Origin of the sequence: Virgibacillus xinjiangensis (genome assembly GCF_042643145.1) — a bacterium.
Lineage (GTDB): Bacteria > Bacillota > Bacilli > Bacillales > Amphibacillaceae > Virgibacillus_O > Virgibacillus_O xinjiangensis.
The window spans coordinates 39517-59039 of record NZ_JBHRSA010000058.1; the positions used below are offsets into that span (position 1 = coordinate 39517).

18 protein-coding genes are annotated in these 19523 nt (G+C 47.0%); all 18 read left to right on the forward strand.

The features are described from left to right. Positions 1 to 11 precede the first annotated feature (11 nt). Positions 12 to 1640 (forward strand): M20/M25/M40 family metallo-hydrolase, encoded by a 1629-nt coding sequence (locus ACFOGI_RS16290; protein ID WP_390274893.1) that lies wholly within the window; start codon positions 12 to 14, stop codon positions 1638 to 1640. A 178-nt stretch (positions 1641 to 1818) separates the two neighbouring features. After that, entirely contained in the window at positions 1819 to 2562 is a 744-nt protein-coding gene (locus ACFOGI_RS16295; RefSeq protein ID WP_390274896.1) for a sulfite exporter TauE/SafE family protein, read from the forward strand. Between the two features lie 98 nt (positions 2563 to 2660). Continuing rightward, positions 2661 to 3350 carry a GntR family transcriptional regulator gene (locus ACFOGI_RS16300; protein WP_390274898.1) on the forward strand — a complete coding sequence of 230 codons (690 nt, stop codon included), beginning with the start codon at positions 2661 to 2663 and terminating at the stop codon, positions 3348 to 3350. 233 nt (positions 3351 to 3583) lie between these two features. Continuing rightward, positions 3584 to 4498 (forward strand): methylisocitrate lyase, encoded by a 915-nt coding sequence (gene prpB, locus ACFOGI_RS16305; RefSeq protein ID WP_390274900.1) that lies wholly within the window; start codon positions 3584 to 3586, stop codon positions 4496 to 4498. A gap of 120 nt (positions 4499 to 4618) precedes the next feature. Continuing rightward, complete coding sequence (locus ACFOGI_RS16310) at positions 4619 to 5479, forward strand: fumarylacetoacetate hydrolase family protein (RefSeq protein ID WP_390274903.1); 861 nt, start codon at positions 4619 to 4621, stop codon at positions 5477 to 5479. 315 nt (positions 5480 to 5794) lie between these two features. Beyond that, entirely contained in the window at positions 5795 to 6658 is an 864-nt protein-coding gene (locus ACFOGI_RS16315) for an alpha/beta fold hydrolase (RefSeq protein ID WP_390274906.1), read from the forward strand. A gap of 72 nt (positions 6659 to 6730) precedes the next feature. Beyond that, positions 6731 to 7369: a GntR family transcriptional regulator gene (locus tag ACFOGI_RS16320; protein WP_390274909.1), complete on the forward strand. Its 639-nt coding sequence runs from the start codon at positions 6731 to 6733 to the stop codon at positions 7367 to 7369. A 19-nt stretch (positions 7370 to 7388) separates the two neighbouring features. Continuing rightward, complete coding sequence (locus ACFOGI_RS16325; protein ID WP_390274911.1) at positions 7389 to 8579, forward strand: acyl-CoA dehydrogenase family protein; 1191 nt, start codon at positions 7389 to 7391, stop codon at positions 8577 to 8579. Positions 8580 to 8681: 102 nt separating this feature from the next. Continuing rightward, a complete protein-coding gene (locus ACFOGI_RS16330; RefSeq protein ID WP_390274913.1) occupies positions 8682 to 9635 on the forward strand; it encodes a VOC family protein in 954 nt (317 codons plus the stop codon). A 177-nt stretch (positions 9636 to 9812) separates the two neighbouring features. Then, the gene (locus ACFOGI_RS16335) at positions 9813 to 11660 is read left to right on the forward strand and encodes a XylR N-terminal domain-containing protein (RefSeq protein ID WP_390274916.1); all 1848 of its coding nucleotides are present in this window, start codon (positions 9813 to 9815) and stop codon (positions 11658 to 11660) included. A 267-nt stretch (positions 11661 to 11927) separates the two neighbouring features. Then, positions 11928 to 12410, forward strand: coding sequence for a flavin reductase family protein (locus tag ACFOGI_RS16340; protein ID WP_390274918.1), 483 nt, complete (start codon positions 11928 to 11930; stop codon positions 12408 to 12410). Positions 12411 to 12443: 33 nt separating this feature from the next. Next, positions 12444 to 13265 carry a riboflavin biosynthesis protein RibF gene (locus ACFOGI_RS16345; RefSeq protein WP_390274921.1) on the forward strand — a complete coding sequence of 274 codons (822 nt, stop codon included), beginning with the start codon at positions 12444 to 12446 and terminating at the stop codon, positions 13263 to 13265. Positions 13266 to 13288: 23 nt separating this feature from the next. Beyond that, complete coding sequence (locus ACFOGI_RS16350) at positions 13289 to 14071, forward strand: 2-keto-4-pentenoate hydratase (protein ID WP_390274924.1); 783 nt, start codon at positions 13289 to 13291, stop codon at positions 14069 to 14071. A 325-nt stretch (positions 14072 to 14396) separates the two neighbouring features. Then, positions 14397 to 15350, forward strand: a complete 954-nt coding sequence (locus ACFOGI_RS16355; RefSeq protein ID WP_390274927.1) for a VOC family protein — start codon at positions 14397 to 14399, stop codon at positions 15348 to 15350. A 63-nt stretch (positions 15351 to 15413) separates the two neighbouring features. Continuing rightward, positions 15414 to 16790 (forward strand): FAD-dependent oxidoreductase, encoded by a 1377-nt coding sequence (locus ACFOGI_RS16360; protein WP_390274929.1) that lies wholly within the window; start codon positions 15414 to 15416, stop codon positions 16788 to 16790. Positions 16791 to 16822: 32 nt separating this feature from the next. Then, entirely contained in the window at positions 16823 to 17689 is an 867-nt protein-coding gene (locus ACFOGI_RS16365; RefSeq protein ID WP_390274931.1) for an aspartate/glutamate racemase family protein, read from the forward strand. A gap of 281 nt (positions 17690 to 17970) precedes the next feature. Further along, entirely contained in the window at positions 17971 to 18747 is a 777-nt protein-coding gene (locus ACFOGI_RS16370; protein WP_390274934.1) for an SDR family NAD(P)-dependent oxidoreductase, read from the forward strand. Between the two features lie 39 nt (positions 18748 to 18786). Further along, positions 18787 to 19515 (forward strand): metal-dependent hydrolase, encoded by a 729-nt coding sequence (locus tag ACFOGI_RS16375; protein ID WP_390274937.1) that lies wholly within the window; start codon positions 18787 to 18789, stop codon positions 19513 to 19515. Positions 19516 to 19523 lie beyond the last annotated feature (8 nt).

Sequence of the window (19523 nt, forward strand, 5' to 3'; positions counted from 1 at the left end):
GGAGGTATTTGATGGGAAAGTTGATGTGGAATACACCGGAAGCGTTAAAAGACTTGCTGTATGAGCTGGTCAGTTGGCAGAGTCGGAGCCTTACGGAAGGAGAAAGGACATTCCCGGATAAATTGGAAGCAAAGTTATCCTGCCTGGAATATTTCAAGCAGCATCCGGAACAGCTTGAGCTTCAGGGAACAGGGGATGGCCGTCATGCGGTGACAGCACTGTACAAACATGAATCAGCTGTTGACACGGTTGTGCTGATCAGCCATTTTGATACCGTGAATACAGAGGAATATGGCCACTTGGAGGAACTTGCATGTGAACCTGCAGCTCTGACAAAAGCCTTGATGGATCACCGGAATGAATTGCCGGAAGAAGCACTCCGTGACCTCGACTCAGGTGATTACCTGTTTGGCCGCGGAACAATGGACATGAAGACAGGCCTAGCCCTGCATATGTCCCTTCTGGAGAAGGCAAGCACGGAAGACTGGCCGGTGAATCTTCTGTTGATTACGGTTCCGGATGAAGAGGTGGATTCTGTCGGCATGCGGGCAGTTGTGCCACAACTGGTCAGATTGAAGGAAGAATATGGCCTGGATTATCGTTTATTTCTTAATAGTGAACCGACTTTCCAGCGGCCTGGTGACGAAAATTATTACATATATACCGGGTCCATCGGCAAGATCATGCCTGCAGCTTTGTTGTATGGACAGGAGACTCATGTAGGAAATCCATTAAGCGGTCTGACAGCCAATTATATGGCTACTTTTCTGACCCAGCAAATGGAATGGAATCCGGCGTTCCGGGAAACGGATCTCGGGGAGGAAACACCACTCCCGATTTCCTTAAGGCAAAAGGATCTGATGACCATGGAATATTCTACCCAGACCCCTTACAGAGCGCAGATCTTGTATAATGTGTTTCTGATGCGGCGAAGTGCTTCGGAAGTCATGGATATTTTCCGTCAAGAAGCAGCGGAAGCAGCTGCGGAATGCAATCGGAGGTATCAAGCCATCTGCAAACGGGAGAAGGTGGAACCGGTTGGGGAGGTTCAAGTTCTCCTGTATGAAGAACTGATCGCCTATGCAGAGAAAAAGTTGGGGAAAGAACAGGTAATGGAATTCAGGCAGGATGCTCTCAGACATCCGGAGTGGGATGATCGGGAAACATCCATCCGGATTGTCGACAAGCTTATGCTGCACTGCCAGGAACTCGGACCGGCAATGGTTCTGCTGTATGCAACACCTTATTATCCACCGGTCAATTCGTCAGGGCACCAGACGGTCAAAAAGATCTTGGAAGTGATGAAGGGTTCAGCCAAGGAAAATCTGGATTTGGATGTGCATCAAGTCCATTACTTCAATGGTATTTCTGATTTGAGCTATGTCAATTACAAAGATGAACATGGGGACTGGAAGAGCTTTGAGAAAAATGCTCCTGTGTGGGGGGATGCCTATACCATCCCTTTCGAAGACATGTTGAAATTGCAGGCACCTGTCCTTAACATCGGGCCATTTGGCAAAGATGCACATAAACGGACCGAACGACTGCATAGGGAAAGCGCCTTTGTCCATCTGCCACATCTCTTGGAAACGGTCGTCCGACAGATGATGACAGGAAACACAGCAGCTGAAAAGCAATAGAAGACAAAAAACCGGCTATTTCCTGGGAAATAGTCGGTTTTTTACACGAAACGAGCGATTCTCATTAATGGAGCTCCTGTTAGGAACTGCCAATGATAATAAATATGTTTTTTGACGAATGATTTCCAGATGATGTCATGATGTTTTGAGAGTAATAATGGAAGCTAGGGGGATATAAATGTTTGAGCTAACTTTATTGGAATGGCTTACGGTCATTCTCTGCGCACTATTTATCGGTTTTTCCAAGTCAGGCCTGCCGAATATGGTTATCTTGGTCGTTACTGTTTTGATGTTTGTTTTTCCTGCAAGGGAGTCTGTCGGCATATTACTGCCTATGCTGCTTGCTGGAGATTTGTTTGCTGTGACCTATTACCGCCGAAATGTGGTCTGGAAATACCTGATTTCCTTGATTCCATGGGTCCTTGCAGGTATTCTGGCTGGATACTTTGTCCTCTCCTTCATTACCAGTGAGCAGCTCAAACCGTTGATCGGCATCATTGTTCTGGCAATGATCGGCCTTCATTTATGGCGGGATAGGCTGGGGGAGCGGTTTAATGAGATGCTGCCGACATCGAAGTGGTTCACCGCAGTAATGGGCATTCTTGGCGGATTCACGACAATGGTAGGTAATGCTGCCGGCGGAGTGATGGCCGTCTACCTGCTGGTCAAGGGACTGCCGAAAAAGGAATTCGTCGGTACAGCTGCCTGGTTTTTTCTGTTTGTCAATCTTATCAAAGTACCATTCTACCTCCAGCTAGGCTTAATCAATCAATCCTCTATTCTATTTAATGTATGGTTGGTGCCGGCTATTATTTTAGGTGCTTTGGCTGGTGTAAGGTTCCTTCCGCTGATTCCGCAGAAAGTCTTTGCGCGTTTGGTGCTCGGTCTAGCCGCATTGGGCGGTGTCAATCTGCTATTCTAGTTAGGGATAGTTGACAGCAACCTGATGAAGAGTGGTATGATATTAGTAATATTTTGAAAATAGTTGATTACTAACATTTTTTCAAGGAGCTAATAGGTATGCCTCCATATAAGAATCGAAGACTGTCCACCAAGGACTTTGTCTATTCGGAAATAAAAAAGCAAATCATTGAAGGAATCCTCGAACCGGAGCAGTCGATTAATGAAGGAAGTCTTGCCACGGAGCTAGAGATCAGCAGGACACCGATAAGGGAAGCTTTGCAGCGGCTGGAAATCGAGGAACTTGTCATCAGGCTTCCCAATGGACGCTTGAAAGTAGCTCCGATATCCATTGGGGAAGTGAAGGAGTTATTTACGGTCAGAAGTCTGTTGGAAGGACTGATTGTCAAGGAGTCTACGTTAAAAGCAAAACAGGAGGATCTCGAGATATTGAAGCGATATACACAGTTGATCATCGAGGCCTCGGAGACGGATCAATGGAAAGATGTCGTGTCTTATGGCAGCCAGTTCCACCGCCATTTATATGAAATAAGTCAGAATAGAACAGCTGTCAAAATGCTGAACCAAATTAATGACCACTTATCAAGATACCGAAGAATAGGCCCAGCTAATGACCGCTCCAGAAGCAAACAAGCGGCCACTGAGCATAAGGAAATGTTCGAAGCCATCCGTTCCCGCCAGCCAGATATCGCAGAAGAATTGATGAGGAAGCACATAGAACACAGCCTGAATACGGCCATCCATTCCATTGAAAGGCACCTGGCAGACAGTGAACAATCAGTACATTAGGGAAAGGCCTATCAATAGAATTGATAGGTTTCATTTTTTTATTTTTACTAAAAGACTGAATATTATATTGACTTTGGAGCACAGGTTCGTATACTATATAGGTAAATAATAAATGTATACAATTATACTATTTGAGCGCAGAGTCTTGTTAGAATCCTTCATTCATTCTGTAAACCAACAGTTCTCTGTATTTTTTGCCTGGCAAAGGAATCTCAATCAAAGGAGGAAAAACGATGTCTTGGATTGTGAACAAAGAATCGAGTCAACAGGAGTTGGCACAGCAGTTTATTGACCTGATGGAAGCTCCATCCATTTTGAAAATACCGGGTGCACATGACGGTATGGCGGGCCTGGTGGCGAGGAAAGTAGGATTTGAGGCCCTTTACCTATCAGGTGCTGCCTATACAGCGAGCCGCGGCATGCCCGACCTTGGAATGATCTACTCGGATGAAGTCGCTGACAGGGCGAGGGAAATTGTACGAGCAGCCGATCTGCCACTGCTGGTAGATATTGATACAGGCTACGGTGGAGTGCTGAATGTGGCTAGAACCGCAAAAGAAATGGTGGAAGCACGTGTGGCGGCTGTGCAGATTGAAGACCAGGATCTTCCGAAGAAGTGCGGCCATCTTAATGGCAAGAAACTGATCAGTGCGGAGGAAATGGCGCAGAAAATCAAGACCATCAAGGAAATCGCCCCTACATTGGTGATTGTAGCAAGAACAGACGCGTTGTCCGTAGAAGGGAAGGAAGCAACAATTGACCGTATTCGGACCTACGTGGAAGCTGGTGCCGATGCCATATTTACAGAAGCCTTCACGAAGAAGGAAGACTTCCTGGAGATGAGTCAACTGGTATCCGTTCCACTGCTGGCCAATATGACGGAATTTGGGCGGACTCCGTATTATACAGCGGAGGAATTCGAGGAATTCGGCTATCAGATGGTCATCTACCCGGTCACTTCTCTCCGGGTGGCAGCTAAAGCCTATGAAAAAGTATTCCAAGAAATTTACACCAATGGAAGCCAGAAAGGAATGCTAGATCAAATGCAAACACGGGAAGAATTATATGAAACCATTCATTACTACGAACACGAGGAGTTGGATGAGCGGATTTCGAAGACGGTTCTACCGCAGATCATGGACGAATAGTGCCGAAGAAGCAGGACATTGCTGACTGGATGTTGAATGAATACATTAGCAGCGCGTGACCTTGCCAGGAGAGGCAGCAGTCTCTCCCGGCCTGTAAGATGGAGGAGAGGATGAGGAGAAGTGAAGTTTTTTACATATTTTGAGGGGAAGGACCTGAAACCTGGAGTGAAGACGGCTGGAGGACTCTTGGATATCTCGGATATGGTGAAGGATATCAATGAGTTGATCCAGCTATATAATGATGAAGATAAATGGGCAGGATTTCAACATCGCCTCGAAGAAAAGGAAAGCGGGAAGGACGATTATCTCAATGAGACATCCATTCAATTCGGTCCATGTGAGGACAAGCCGGGGAAGATTATCTGTGTAGGGCTCAACTATCAAAGACATGCGGATGAATCAGGTATGGAAGCGCCTGAAGTGCCGGTATTGTTCAATAAATATAATAATACGTTGGCCGGATCTGGTGAGGCCATCACCATTCCTGAGCATGCCAAGAAGATAGATTACGAGGCAGAGTTGGCATTGGTCATTGGAAAACAAGCGAAAAATGTGGACAAAGATGCAGCGGGGGACTATATCTTTGGGTACAGTTCTGCTAATGACTTATCCGCAAGGGATTTGCAATTCCAGACGAACCAGTGGCTGCTTGGCAAAAATTTGGACGGCTTCTGCCCATTGGGGCCGTATCTTGTTACAAAGGATGAAGTACCAAATGCGAATGCGCTCTCCATTAGCTGTAAAGTGAATGGGGAAGTCAGACAACAGTCGAACACAAGTGATATGATCTTTGATTGTGAGGACATTGTCAGCTTCATTTCCCACCATATGACCCTGGAACCAGGCGATGTCATTTTAACAGGGACACCAGAGGGAGTCATTCTGGGGTATGAAGAAGACAAGAGAAATTGGCTGCGTGCCGGTGATGAAGTGATGGTAGAGATTGAAGGACTTGGCAAACTGCAGAATGTCCTGCAATAAATGGAATAGTCAACCTTCTAAATGGTAAGCTGCCGGGGATTCCCCGGCAGCTTTTTTAATTTGCAAAATAGGAGAAAAAAATTATTGACAATTCATAAAATAAAAACTAAAATTATAGTCAGTAAATAGAAAGCGATTTCATAAAGAAAACAAAGACAAAAGTCCTTAATAAACAGAATACTAAAATTTCAATAATGAGAATTGAAATTTTAGTCATAATTGGAGGTGGCAGATCGAGAGAATAGACGAGAGCCTATTCTAAGAGATGAAGACAGAAGGGTACACAGGAAATTGATCCAGGAAAGGAAGGTATGTATGGCGGTAAAAACAGAAAGTATTGAAACAAAAATGGTTCAGACAGGTGATTACAAAACGTTCGTGATGGAAGGCGGCAAGCAGGAGAAAGGTACAGATACACTGATTTTCCTGCATGGCAGCGGACCAGGGGTGAGCGGGAAAAGCAACTGGCAGAAAGTTCTGCCGGAATTCACGGAGAACTTTCACGTCGTAGCGCCGGATATGTTCGGGTTCGGGCGTACGGAGCATCCAGAAAACCCTCCGACGAACGGAGTTGTATGGCTTCGGGAACGTGTCAATCAGGTGATCAATTTAATGGATGAGATGAACATCGAAAAGGCTAACCTGGTAGGAAACTCTCTTGGAGGAGTCATTTCCCTGCATCTCCTCATGCATGCGCCAGAACGCTTCGGTAAGATCATTCTCATGGGAGCAGGCGGCGGATATTTCGAACCGACCCCTGAGTTGATGAAGTTACAGAACTTCCATAAGGACCCGGATCCAAAAGCCTTTGAAAATCTGTTGAGCTGGTTCCTCTATGATGAAAGCGTTCTGGAGGATGATTTGAAGGAAATCGTAGAAGAGAGGCTGGAGCTGTTCCTGCAGCCGGAAGTGCGCCGGTCCTATGAAGCTACTTTTACAGGAGCGACATTGTCTGATTTGGCCGTCCCGCCTTCCGCTTTCAAAAAGATGGACCATGAATTCTTGATGATTCATGGCAAGGAAGACCGCTTTGTGCCACTGGAAAGCAGTCTTTATATGCTGGATTACCTGGAAAACTCCCAGCTGCATGTGTTCAAACGCTGTGGGCACTGGGCCCAAGTGGAACAGAGGGACAGGTTCATCAAACTCAGCAAAGACTTCTTCACCGGAGAACTGTAGGCCATACTCGCGCTGCATCTCCTCCATTTGCTAGAATAGTAAGATGATTACAAATGAGGGGACGATGGGGCAATGAAAAAGGATCAAGCCTATAAATATATCAAACAACAAATAATGAATGGACACTGGCATACAGACAGCGCGATCAATGTCCATCAGATCATGGAAGAATTGAGCATCAGCCGGACACCTGTGAATAAGGCACTCCGTCAGTTGGAGTATGAAGGGTTCCTGAACATCATTCCCCAGGTCGGAGTATTTGTGAAACGGCCGGATGAGCAGGAAGTTTATGAGCGGCTGCTCGTCTGCGTCCGGCTGGATGCCTATATGACAGGAATTGGTGCTTCCAAGATCAGTGAGGAAAAAATCAGGGAGCTGGAAGAGCTCTTGGAGAAGATGGATGACCCGGGGATGGACAGTGACCAATACGCCAAATTGAATGTGGATTTCCATTCCGCCATTATTTACTCCTCGGGTCTTGACTATATGATCAAGATGACCAAGCAGCTATGGGACTATCTGAATTATGTAACGACTCCAACTGACTTGTTTATGGAAGAGGTACGCCGGAGATCACAAACAGAACATTGGATGATCCTGCAAACCTTGAAAGACAGGGATGTGGAGATGGCCACAAGGATAATGGAAAAGCATATGGGCAGGGTGGCAGAATTCGTGAAAGGTGCACTGGAAAATCTTCATACTACCTAAATAATAGGAGGTTTTGTATTTGAGCCAGGATACATTAGTGACAAGAGAGGAACTCGTCAGCCGGGCAAGCTCCCTTATACCAAACTTGAGAGAACGTGCGGAAGAAACCGAAAGAATTGGCAGGATGCCGGAAGCAACGTTGGAAGAATTGACCAAAGAAGGGATCATCAAGGTGTTCCAGCCAAAAATCTATAATGGTTACCAGGAAAATATGCGGACATTTGTTGATGTGGTGACAGAGATCGGCCGTGGGTGCGGATCAACGGCATGGTTCGTCTCCCTGACCAATATCAGAAGCTTCATGGCGTCCTATGCATTCGGCAAAAAAGCATTGGATGAGATATTCACCAAAGACAATCCAATCCTTGCTGGCAACTTCAAGCCGATAAAGATCGATATCGAAGAGACGGAAGGGGGATACTTCATCAAGGAAGCGCAGTGGCCGTTCGTATCTGGATGTCTGCATGCCGACTGGCTTTATTTCGGAGTACCGGTGGATGATGGTAATGGCGGAAAAGAAATGGCAATCATTATCGTTCCAAGAAAAGATGCGACTATCCTTGATGACTGGAATGTCATGGGGCTCAAGGGATCCGGAAGCAATAGTGTCCGCCTGGAAAATGTGTTTGTGCCAAAACACCGTGTCTCCCTTGACCGCCTGGCCAGCAAAGGACATTACACCGCACCGGAACTTAAGGACGTGCCTGTATACCGGACACCATTTGTTCCTGCTCTGACGCTATCCATTGTGGCACCTGCTCTCGGGATGGCCAAGGCAGCAATGGATATCCATATGGAAAGAGTGATGAAAGCTGGGATCGGCAACACCTATTATTCCAAGCAATCAGAGGCGACTGTCACCCATTTCCAGATTGCCAATGCCCAGCTGAAAATAGATTCAGCAGAACTTCATCTTCACCGTGCCGTTGATATGATGGATTCCTTTGCAGAGCAAGGGAAAAAAATGGAGCAGGCAGATGTCGTCAAAGTCAAAGCTGATTTCGGATATGTCAATCAATTGTGCAAGGAAGCAATTGATGAGCTTGTAGCTGGGGCTGGATCTATTTTTGCCTATAATAAGAACCCGCTGCAGCGAGTCTATAGAGACTATATGGCTTTTCACCTCCACGGCTTCATTACACCTTCAAGCTTGATCGAAACCTATGGAAGAGTATTATGTGACCAAGAACCAAATACGTATTTCCTCTAAGACCTACACAACCGCTGGACTTCAACGAATTAGACCTTGATTTATCGGAATCTTCAAATAATATTTGTGTCAATGGAGACACATAAAACAGGAGGAAAAAAGATGAATATACCAGAAATTGCCAAGCTGGGTCATGTCGCATTGGAAACAACGGATATGGAAAAATCCTTATGGTTCTTCAAAGAAGTCATCGGGTTGGAGGAGACAGAAGAAGTGGACGGTGTCGTTTATCTCCGCGCATGGGGGGATTTCGAACACCACACGCTTTCTTTGAAGGAAGGGAAAGAACCACGGGTCGATCATATCGGCTGGAAGGCAAAGCGAGCAGAAGATGTGGCACTCTTCGCCGAACTACTTGTGGAGACGGGAACAAATGTGGAATGGATCGAGCCTGGACAAGAGGCAGGACAGGGAAGCGCCATTCGATTCCAACTGCCAAGTGAACACACATTTGAAATCTATTTCGAGATGGAAAAAACAGCAGCAGATGACTCCCGTAAATCAATTCTGAAGAACCAGACTTATCAATCCTGGCGCAAAGGGGTGTCTCCAAGAAGGATCGATCATGTAAACATCCTTACTTCGGTAGATGCAAAGGTGATTACAGACTTCCTGGCCAATAAACTTGGTTTCAAGATGCGGGAGTATGTAAAGGCGCCGGATGAATCCCTGGTGGGAGCTTGGATGAGTGTGACCAACCTTGTCCATGATATCGCAGTAAGCCATGATCCTGAATCTCCGACACCAAATCAGATTCACCATATGTCCTATTGGCTAGATGACAGTCGTGATTTGCTGCGGGCAGCTGATATCCTTTCTGAAAACGGTATCAAGTTCGCCGGTCCGGGCAAGCATGGTATCTCCCAGGCCATGTACATTTACGTCATGGATCCGGGCAGCGGCATGCGCGTGGAGTTGTTCACCGGAGGTTATCTCATTTTTGAACCTGATTGGGAGCCGATTGAGTGGACCATTGATGAGATGGATGTAGGGTTCACTGTCTGGGGCGTTCAGATGGATAATAAGCTGGAGAACAACCCGACGATCAAGGCATAACCTCTTGGTACAGGACCATCATAGCAGGAGGCTGTCCGCTGAACGGGCAGGCTCCTGCTTTCAATTTTGTTTCCTCTTCTATTATGTCCCCGATGCTTAACTCTATATCTAAACAAGGAGACACAGCCCTGTGTTACCTATTAAAAATGTTCAAAATCAGATCAGGAGGTTGGTAGCATGATCTCGGAAAAAAATGACCCTGTTTCCATAGAAGCAAAAACCGCCGAGCTGGAAGAAGGGACCAAGGAGATCCTTTCCACGACGGAAGCATTTGGATTGCTGCGAAGGGAACTGATCGACAACCTGGGCGTAGATCGAGTGAAAGGCTTTCTGCTCCGTTATGGGTGGAGGCTTGGCGCACGGGATGCGGAGGAAGCCATGAAGAAAGATGATTCACTGGATTTCCTCCTTAAGCAGGCATCCCTTCTCCATTTGAATACAGGCCATGTGGGCGATATACAGTCGGAAAGACGGGTGGAAAGGGAAAATGACGACGATATCACTTCCTTTGAAGGGATCGGCAGGTGGATTGACTCCTTTGAAGCAAAGGAGCATATCAAGCATCACGGTGTTTCAGACAACCCTGTTTGCCATACATTGACTGGCTATGCCAATGGATATATGTCTACGGTGACTAGACAGAAAGTGTTGGTGGTGGAAACAAGTTGTGTTGGCAAGGGGGATGAAGAATGTATCTATGAAACGAAATTGCTGGATGACTGGGATTCCAAAACACAGCAGGAAAGAAAGTATTACGAAGAGAAGCCGATTGTGGAAGAGTTGGAATATACGTATGAACAGCTCCTGAAGGAACGGAATTATATTGACATGGTGGCGGATTTTCATAAGCGTCTGACAGAAAGTGTTTCCAATGGCAGCGGCCTGAAAGATATTGCAGACAGTGTCCATGACTCCCTGCATATCCCTGTGTCTATCGAAGACCTCAGCTTTGAGAATATATCCTTTTCAGGATTGGGTAAGGAAGAATTTTTACGCTTGGATAGCGAGTTCCAGGAAGAACTGGTAAGCAGGAAGAATGGACAGGCACTTCCTTGCTTCACCAAGACTAAGCAACTGGAAATGCCTGGCCATGTACGCCTGGTCAATCCTATCTTTCTGCAGAAAAAAGTGGTCGGATATTGCACTTTCGTCTATCCGGATTGCTTAGAGCGGAGTCCTGAACAGGATGTTCCATTTATTGAAAGGATGGCAAATGTGTGCTCTCTGATTCTGTTAAATGAAAAAACCAGCTTTGAAGCGTTGGAGAAGATGAAGGGAAACCTGCTGGAACAACTGCTGATGGGAGATTATGCAAGCAGGGATGAGATCATCAGCCGTGGACGTTACATGAATTTTGATTTTGAGCAACCGTACTATATTGCCGTCATGAACAGTAATACGCAGGATCAGGAGCACGTGCTGGAAACCATTTCAAAATTCCTTGATATACAAGGGCATAAAGCTCTTGTTGGCTTTTACGATAACCGGATCACCATGTATATTCCCTCAAGCACAAGGAAGAAAGCCGATGTCCTGAAGCTCCTTGAAAAGCTGCACCAGCATATGGAGCATGCTTTGCCTGACTTTTCCAGTAAGATTGCCATCAGCGATGAAGCGGAAGAAATTGGGGATATAGAGGAAAGCCGGGAGAAAGCGTTGATTACACTTAGAATGTCTGAGGGGTCAAAAATCGCTGATTATGAAGACCTTGGTATTCTAGGTGTACTCATCAATTCGAAAAACACCGGGATCGTCAAGGAGATGGCCAAGAAAGAACTAGGTCCTCTGTTTGAAGCGGACAAAGAGAAAAACAATGAATTGACAAGGACATTATATGTGTTTCTCTCCAATGGGGGCAACTTGCAGCAGACCATGGATGATCTTGCGCTGTCGATGAGTGGACTGACGTATAGGAAGAATAAGATAGAAAAATTGATTGGCAAGGATCTCCGTAATCCTGCGCAAAGTTATCAACTGCTTCTCATTCTTGATTCATTGATTGCGTTGAATGAACTTCAACTGTAATCATCCAGGTACCCCGATATTTTCGTAGGAAACCAATAAAATTTAACGGAAATTTCTGCGAAACACAACACTTTTTGTTCTAGAAAAGTGAGTATTTACTACGTAGAATAGAAAATAAGAAATATAGTTAAACTTTTGGAAATATTCAATTGGGTTGTTGGCCGACAGGATGTTAGCAGCAAGTATATTTTTAGGAGGAAATGTTAGCGCTTTCCAAAATGGGAGTAGGATGTAGGAACCTATAAATTATGAAGGAGGAATTCTATCATGGAAGATCGTCAGTTCCGTAACGCAATGGGGAAATTCGCAACAGGTGTCAATGTGATAGCGACAGAGGTGGATGGAAAGGCTCATGGAATGACAGCAAATGCGTTCATGTCTGTATCTCTGGACCCGAAACTGGTTGTCATCTCTATCAAGGAGGATGCCTCCATGCTGGATAAAATCAAACAGAGCCAAACATTTTCGGTGAGCATTCTATCTGCCGAACAGCAGAAGGAATCCATGATCTTTGCTGGACAGATCGAGTATGATCAAGAATTCAAGTTCGATCAATTGGATGGTGTCCCTGTAGTGCCTAATTCTCTGGCGCAGATTTCCTGTGAAGTTTCAGGAGAACACGTGGAAGGCGACCACACATTATTCATGGGAAGAGTAACCGATATTAAATTGGAAGAAGGCGAACCGCTTATCTTCTCTTGCGGCAAATACCGCCGGCTGGAGGAATTGCAGGTAGAGACTTCTGTATAGATGATAGAATCTGACCGGAGGGAGTGCGAATAAATGAAAACGATTTATTTGAATGAACAAAATCTTGAATACTGGCAGCAGCAATCTGACAAGAATGTGATTGCATTGGGCTTTTTCGACGGTATTCATAAGGGCCACCAAGAAGTGATTAAAACGGCAGGCAGGAAGGCGAAAGAAGAAGGGGCTGCTCTTGCGGTCATGAGTTTCTTTCCGCATCCAAAGACCGTCCTCTCCAAAGGGGAAGTGACGTTCGATTACCTGATGCCCCTGGAGGAGAAGGCAAAAGTGCTGCAGACCATGGGGGTCGACCGGTTCTATATTGTTGAGTTCAATAAATCGTTCGCTTCCCTCTCTCCGGAGGATTATGTGGAGCAATATCTATTGCGTTTCGGTACCATCCATGCTGTCGCAGGCTATGATTTTTCTTATGGCTTTAAAGGGGCAGGCAATATTGACAGCTTGGAGGAGCATTCCGGGGGAAGGATCTGTACCACAAAGGTGGGTAAAGTGGAATATCAGGGGAGAAAAATCAGCTCGACCTGGATACGTGAAGTGATCCATGAGGGGAATGTGGAGGAACTTCATCAGCTGGTCGGGAGGTTTTATGAAATAAAAGGGGAATGGAATGGAGATTCTCTGGAGGCCTTCTCCTGTTATATGCTCCCTTCTCCGGGGTGTTATACGGCTACCGTAAAAACGAAAGGCGATATAGTAATGATGAATGTGTGCGTGGAACATATGCAGGGACGCATCTACTTTCCAGGAGATAGCGGACTTAGTTGCCTGGAAGGGGAGGAGGTCTCTGTCACGCTCCGCCACAAGGTTAGAGAAGGAGCCGTCTACGCATATTCGTAAATTAGCAGAAAGCAGGTGGACAAATGCCAGTAACTATAGATGATGGCGTATTCTCCATATTGGATGCGGAAAAGACACGAAAACCGATTGAACCATTCACCTTTTCATCCAGAGGAATTTCTGTAGATGAAGCCTATCAGATTCAGCTTGGTTATGTACGGGAGAGAACGGAGAAGGGAGCAGCAATTGTCGGGAAGAAAATTGGTCTCACCAGTAAAGCCATGCAGGAAATGTTGGGGGTCGACCAGCCGGATTATGGGCATTTGCTCGATGATATGATTTATGAGAATGCCTCCCTCATTTCCATTTCCCCTTTCATCAAACCAAGAGTGGAATTTGAAATAGCCTTTATACTGAAAAAGGATTTGAAGGGACCCGGAGTCACTGCTGAGAATGTCATGGATGCCACTGACTATGTAGTTCCAGCAATTGAAATAATCGACAGCCGGATTCGCGACTGGAAGATCAAATTTGAGGATACAGTATCTGACAATGGTTCTTCTGCCGGAGCGATTTTTGGTGAAGGAACGTGTTCGTTGGATGCTATTGACCTGCCCAATGTAGAAATGAAAGTCTATAAGAACGACAAGTTCTTGGATGAAGCCACCGGAGCTGCAGTCATGGGAAATCCAGTTGCAGCGGTAGCTTGGCTGGCCAATGCTGTCGGTGAATATGATATTTCCCTCAAAGCGGGAGAGAAGATTCTTGCCGGTGCCCTTTCCAAGGCAGTAGACATAGAAGGCGGCGAAACATTCAAGGCTGAATTTTCCGGACTTGGAACAGTTACTGCTACATTCGAAAAATAGGATCATGTATGATAGATTCGACAGGCTATCTATCAACATGTGCAGGAGGGGTCATCATGTATTCAAGCATGGATGGCTCTTTTCTATTGAATACATGATCTTGACCCAATAGGCTCTTTCAGCTGGTCTACATCGACCTCTGAAAGAGCCTTTTTATGTGCGGTACGCTCGAAAGGAGTTTCAAGAAGAAACCAATAAAATTCCCTTGAAATTGGAACAAAGTTAAATGTTTTTTACTCTAGAATCAAATGAGTAAATTTTCTAAACTCTAAGTAAGATAACCTTTGGTTGTAGCAGTTGAAACCAAATTAGAGGAGGCACACAAATGACATTGCCAGAGATAGCTAAATTGGGCCATGTGGCACTGATTACACCTGACTTGGAGAAATCCCTTTGGTTCTTTAGAGATGTGATCGGCTTGGAAGTGACAGAAGAGAAGGAAGAAACCATTTATATGAGAGCATGGGGCGATTTTGAGCACCATACGTTTTCCCTGAAAGCAGGAGAGAAGGCGAGGGTCGATCATATCGGCTGGAAAGCAAAGCGGCCGGAGGATGTGCAAGGGTTTGCATTATTGCTTGAAAAGGCTGGGACAGATGTGGAATGGGTGAAAGCTGGAGAGGAAACTGGCCAGGGAGAGGCCATCCGCTTCAAACTGCCAAGCCAGCATGCTTTCGAGATCTACTATGACATGGATAAACCATTGGCAGAAGAGGATAAGCGTTCCGTCCTGAAGAACCAGCGCTACAAATCCTGGAGAAAAGGGATTTCACCAAGAAGGATTGATCATGTAAATATCGCTACATCGATGGATATTTCGCAAATCCATGACTATCTAGCAGATCAGTTGGGGTTCAAGCTGCGTGAATATGTCAGTGGAGAGAGTGAGCCGATGAAGGCAGCATGGCTGAGTGTTACCAATCTTGTCCATGATATTGCTTTAAGTCCGAGACCAAATGCGGCCACCCCTAACCAGTTCCACCATATTTCCTATTGGCTGGATGATTCGCAAGATTTGCTTCGTGCGGCAGATATCCTTAGTGAACAAGGAATCAAATTCATCGGCCCCGGCAAGCATGGCATTTCCCAAGCATTATATCTATATGTGATGGACCCGGGAAGCGGGTGCCGGGTGGAATTGTTCAGTGGCGGATATCTAATCTTCGAACCGGATTGGGAGCCGATTGTATGGACAGAAGAAGAACGAAGTGTAGGAAATACCTATTGGGGAGATACCGTACAGGATAAAGAAGAAAATCAATTGACCATTGAAGCTTAGGCAATTCAAATAATACCGCTAATTTTGTAACCGATTTCAAATGTGGCAGAGGATGTGATCGATATGGGGGAGTTTGAACTGGTGATCGTGGGAGGTGGCCTGGCTGGACTATGTGCGGCTGTGGAAGCAGGTGAACAGGGGGCTGATGTCCTGCTATTGGAAAAAGAGGAGGATATCGGTGGAAGCTCCGTCCTGAGTGGAAGATATATGGCTTTTGCGGGAACGAACATGCAACAGGACCAGGGGATGGAAGACAGCTCCAGCACCCTTGTCGAGGATATGCTGGAAGTAGGCGGAAGAGTAAATGATGAAAAACTGGTAGCAGCCTATGGGGAATTGCAGCTGGATACCTATAACTGGCTGGTGGATCATGGAATCCACTTCCTCTCCATTCAGGCAGTCAGCGGACACAGTGTGCCGCGGGGCCATACGATTGATTCCCACCAGGCCATTCAAGCACTCTATGGTCATGCTGCGGCCCTGCCGAATGTGACCATTGCTGTCAACTCTCCAGTAAGTCGGCTAGGAAGAGGAGAAACTGGCCAAGTGGATCAGGTCTATTATGAACAAGTGGGCAAGCCTCAGGCGGCATATGCAGACAAGGGGGTTGTTCTTACCAGTGGAGGCTTCTCCCATAGCAAAGAGTTGCTCGGACATTTTGCTCCCCACTTGAAACGGACCATCCGGATTGGAGGCCCTGGAAATAAAGGGGAAGGGATCAAGATGGCATGGGAGCATGGAGCCTGGATGAGGGATATTCCATATTTGAGCGGTACTTATGGATTTCATCCAACGGCAGAGGGTCCGGAGAAGTCCCAGGCCCTTGCTTTTTACAAAGGAGCAATCATCCTCAACCAGAAAGGTAAGCGTTTCGTCAACGAATCACTTTCCTACAAGCTGCTTGGAAATGCAGCTTTGCGCGAGGAAGAGGACTCTACCTATCAAATATGGGATCAGACAGTAATGGATCAAAGCGTTCCCGGAGATAAACTGTATGATTTCGATAAGCTTCTGAAAAAAGGGCTGATAAAGAAAGCCGACAATCTGCAAGAACTGGCAGCACTGATCGGCATATCCCCGGAAGCCCTTCAGCTTACCGTTACGGAATACAATGAAGGGATTGAGAAGGGAGAAGATGCATTCGGCCGTAATACACTCACCCATCACTTCGGTGAACCGACGCAAATCCGTACGGCTCCCTTCTATGCATTTGAAACGAAAGTGGCCATGCTGGCAACCTATGCCGGACTTTCCGTCAATCCAAGGGCAGAAGTACTGAACCCATATGGTGAGCCGGTGCCGGGTCTGTTTGCAGCCGGTGAAATTGCCGGAGGTTTTCATGGCGCAGGCTATATGACCGGAAGTTCACTGGGCAAGGCCGCTATTTTCGGCAGGGTTGCCGTTAAAAGCGCATTAGGCAAGACATTAACAAAACAGTAACAGACCAATGAATATTCCAGGAGGTGTATTGTTTGAAAATCTGGCATCAAAGCTTAACGACCATTGACCGTGTGCCGGCATACCGGGATGCCATCCTGAAGCATATTGATAAGATCGCACGACCAGATGTGGAAGTGGTCATGCACGGCATGGACGAAGAAACATATCCAACCCATTATCCAGGTCATTTCATTACCCATTCCTATCTGCAGAACCTGCACAGGGAACAATTCGTTCAGGCGGCGCTCATCGCTGAACAGGCAGGATATGATGCGATGTTCATTGCGACCATTCCCGATGTAGGACTGATGGAGGCTCGCACACTGGTGGACATTCCGGTTATTGGTTATGGGCAGGCATCCTTCCATATGGCTTCCATGTTGGGGGACAAGATCGGCATCGTCAATTTCCTCCGGCCTCTAGCGGAAGAACTGCAGGCCAATGCTGAGCGTTATGGATTGGGAGGAAAACTTGGACCGATCGTTCCTTTGGAATCCGGTTTCGATGATGTGCTCGCCGGTTTTGAAGATCCCGAGCCGATCATTGCCTCTTTCCAAGCATCGGCAGAACAGGCCATTGCAGAAGGGGCGGACGTGATTGTACCTGGGGAAGGACCAATGAATGTCTTCCTGGCAACCCATGGCATTTCCCGGATCGGGGATGTCCCGGTGGTAGATTCTTTTGCCTCAGGCATCAAAATGTGTGAATCACTTGCCGACTTGCGGAAGAATTCCGGTGTCTATATGACCAGGAAAGGATATTTCCATGCCAAACCGCCGGCAGAAGCGGTGGAAAGACTGCGGGAGATGTACGGGTTTGATGGAAGGCCAAGCGTTGAAAAAGATAAAGGCCTTGCGGTAAGGGAGACCTTGAGGAACCTTTCAAAGGCAGTGGATTAAAGACATAAGCGCCCGGTCAGCGACGTACGGACTGTGCCCGCGCATCGCGGGTGGATCGACGTTGTCGCGCAAAGCGGCGGTCTTAGTGATCGTCCCCGCAGGAGATAAAGGAAACACGACGACTGTAGAGAGTCGATGTTGACTTATCGTACGTAGGTGAGGGAAGTCTTCTAGTCGCTGGAGCTGGACTTGGCTATCCCTGCTTATGATTGGAATAACGGTTAAAATTCTATACCTTATCACTTGTTAAATAAATCCCTCAAAGATCGGGAGGAAGTATGATGTCGTCATTATTCGATTTAACCGGAAAGACAGCTTTCATTACTGGCGCAGGAATGGGCGGGCTTGGCGCGCAGTCGGCGATTGCCCTGGCGGAGGCTGGATGTCGGGTGGCTGTGGCCGATCTTCCTTCGAGGGAAGAGGATCTTCAACTGACGAAGAAAGCCATCGAGGAGGCTGGTGGGGAAGCGATCGCTGTGTCCATTGATGTCACAAAGGAAGATAGCGTGGATCAGGCCGTCCGTAGCGTCGTGGATACTTATGGGAACATAGACATCCTGCATAATAATGCGGGTGCTATGCTTCGGAAGCCTTCTGTGGATACAAGGCTGGAGGAATGGCAACGGATCATCGATGTCAATCTGACCGGCTCATGGCTGGTCGCCCGCCGGGTCGGCAGGGAGATGCTCCGTCAGGAAAGCGGGAAGATCATCAATGTTTCTTCCCTCTATTCCAATTTGGTCGGCCCGTTGCCGGAGCCTGCCTATTACGCATCCAAATCGGGGGTCGTGAATTTGACCCGTGGGCTTGCTTCAGAATGGGGCAAAAGCAATATCCAAGTAAACTGTATCGCACCTGGCGTGTTTTATCCGACCAATATGACGCAGCCGCTTGCCGACCAGCCGGGCCGTCTGGAAGCCATGGCTGAGCGGACGCTTCTCGGACGGCTCGGCAAACCGGAAGAAATCAAGGGTGTCGTCCTCTTTCTGGCATCCGCGGCTTCCGACTATATGACCGGCCAATTATTGTTGGTGGACGGTGGATGGAGCGCCTGGTAAGCCGACAGGAAAAAATTATGCAAAGGAGATGGACAAACAATGGCAGAGAACTATATCAAAACAAGATGGATGGGACATTCCTCCTGGGAATTGGAGACAGCGAAAGGAAGGAAACTGGTCATCGATCCGTGGTATACGGGAAACCCGAAGAATCCTGGCGATGTGGAAGATGTCGAGGCAGATTATGTCTTGATTACCCATGATCATTGGGATCATGTGAAAGACGTTCCGGCACTGATTGAGAAAGGGGCCAAAGTGGTGGCACAGCCCGAGGTGGAGAAACGGTTCGTTGAAGAGCACGGCGTGAGCGGTGAATCGTTCATCCGTATCAACATGGGCGGTACCGTAGAATTGGAAGAGGACTTGAAGGTAACCCTTTTTCATGCGTTCCATAGTGCGGATAGCGGAGCACCGGGAGGCCTGATCATCCGCAGTGGCGGGGTTACGATCATGAATGCGGGGGATACGGCTTTGCATAAGGATTTGGAACTCTATGGAGAAATCTATGAACCTACTTTATTCATGCTTCCGATCGGCGACCGTTTCACCATGGGGCCACGTGATGCCGCGCGGGCCGTTTCCATGGTACAGCCAAAGTACTATGTGCCGATGCACTATAATACCTTCCCGGCGATCAACCAGGATCCCAAAGGATTTGAGAAGCTGGTCAAAGAGACGGGGGCAGCCTCGAGCAGCTGGATACCTGAACCGGGTGAAGAAAAATTCTGGAGCAAAGATGGTTCTAAGGAAGCTACATCTGTAAAATAAGGAGGTTT

What these genes read in the sequence shown, in the direction of transcription:
- ACFOGI_RS16290 (WP_390274893.1), top strand. Translation starts at nt 12, where the DNA reads ATGGGAAAGTTGATGTGGAATACACCGGAAGCGTTAAAAGACTTGCTG.
- ACFOGI_RS16295 (WP_390274896.1), top strand. Translation starts at nt 1,819, where the DNA reads ATGTTTGAGCTAACTTTATTGGAATGGCTTACGGTCATTCTCTGCGCA.
- ACFOGI_RS16300 (WP_390274898.1), top strand. Translation starts at nt 2,661, where the DNA reads ATGCCTCCATATAAGAATCGAAGACTGTCCACCAAGGACTTTGTCTAT.
- prpB (WP_390274900.1), top strand. Translation starts at nt 3,584, where the DNA reads ATGTCTTGGATTGTGAACAAAGAATCGAGTCAACAGGAGTTGGCACAG.
- ACFOGI_RS16315 (WP_390274906.1), top strand. Translation starts at nt 5,795, where the DNA reads ATGGCGGTAAAAACAGAAAGTATTGAAACAAAAATGGTTCAGACAGGT.
- ACFOGI_RS16320 (WP_390274909.1), top strand. Translation starts at nt 6,731, where the DNA reads ATGAAAAAGGATCAAGCCTATAAATATATCAAACAACAAATAATGAAT.
- ACFOGI_RS16330 (WP_390274913.1), top strand. Translation starts at nt 8,682, where the DNA reads ATGAATATACCAGAAATTGCCAAGCTGGGTCATGTCGCATTGGAAACA.
- ACFOGI_RS16335 (WP_390274916.1), top strand. Translation starts at nt 9,813, where the DNA reads ATGATCTCGGAAAAAAATGACCCTGTTTCCATAGAAGCAAAAACCGCC.
- ACFOGI_RS16340 (WP_390274918.1), top strand. Translation starts at nt 11,928, where the DNA reads ATGGAAGATCGTCAGTTCCGTAACGCAATGGGGAAATTCGCAACAGGT.
- ACFOGI_RS16345 (WP_390274921.1), top strand. Translation starts at nt 12,444, where the DNA reads ATGAAAACGATTTATTTGAATGAACAAAATCTTGAATACTGGCAGCAG.
- ACFOGI_RS16350 (WP_390274924.1), top strand. Translation starts at nt 13,289, where the DNA reads ATGCCAGTAACTATAGATGATGGCGTATTCTCCATATTGGATGCGGAA.
- ACFOGI_RS16355 (WP_390274927.1), top strand. Translation starts at nt 14,397, where the DNA reads ATGACATTGCCAGAGATAGCTAAATTGGGCCATGTGGCACTGATTACA.
- ACFOGI_RS16360 (WP_390274929.1), top strand. Translation starts at nt 15,414, where the DNA reads ATGGGGGAGTTTGAACTGGTGATCGTGGGAGGTGGCCTGGCTGGACTA.
- ACFOGI_RS16370 (WP_390274934.1), top strand. Translation starts at nt 17,971, where the DNA reads ATGTCGTCATTATTCGATTTAACCGGAAAGACAGCTTTCATTACTGGC.
- ACFOGI_RS16375 (WP_390274937.1), top strand. Translation starts at nt 18,787, where the DNA reads ATGGCAGAGAACTATATCAAAACAAGATGGATGGGACATTCCTCCTGG.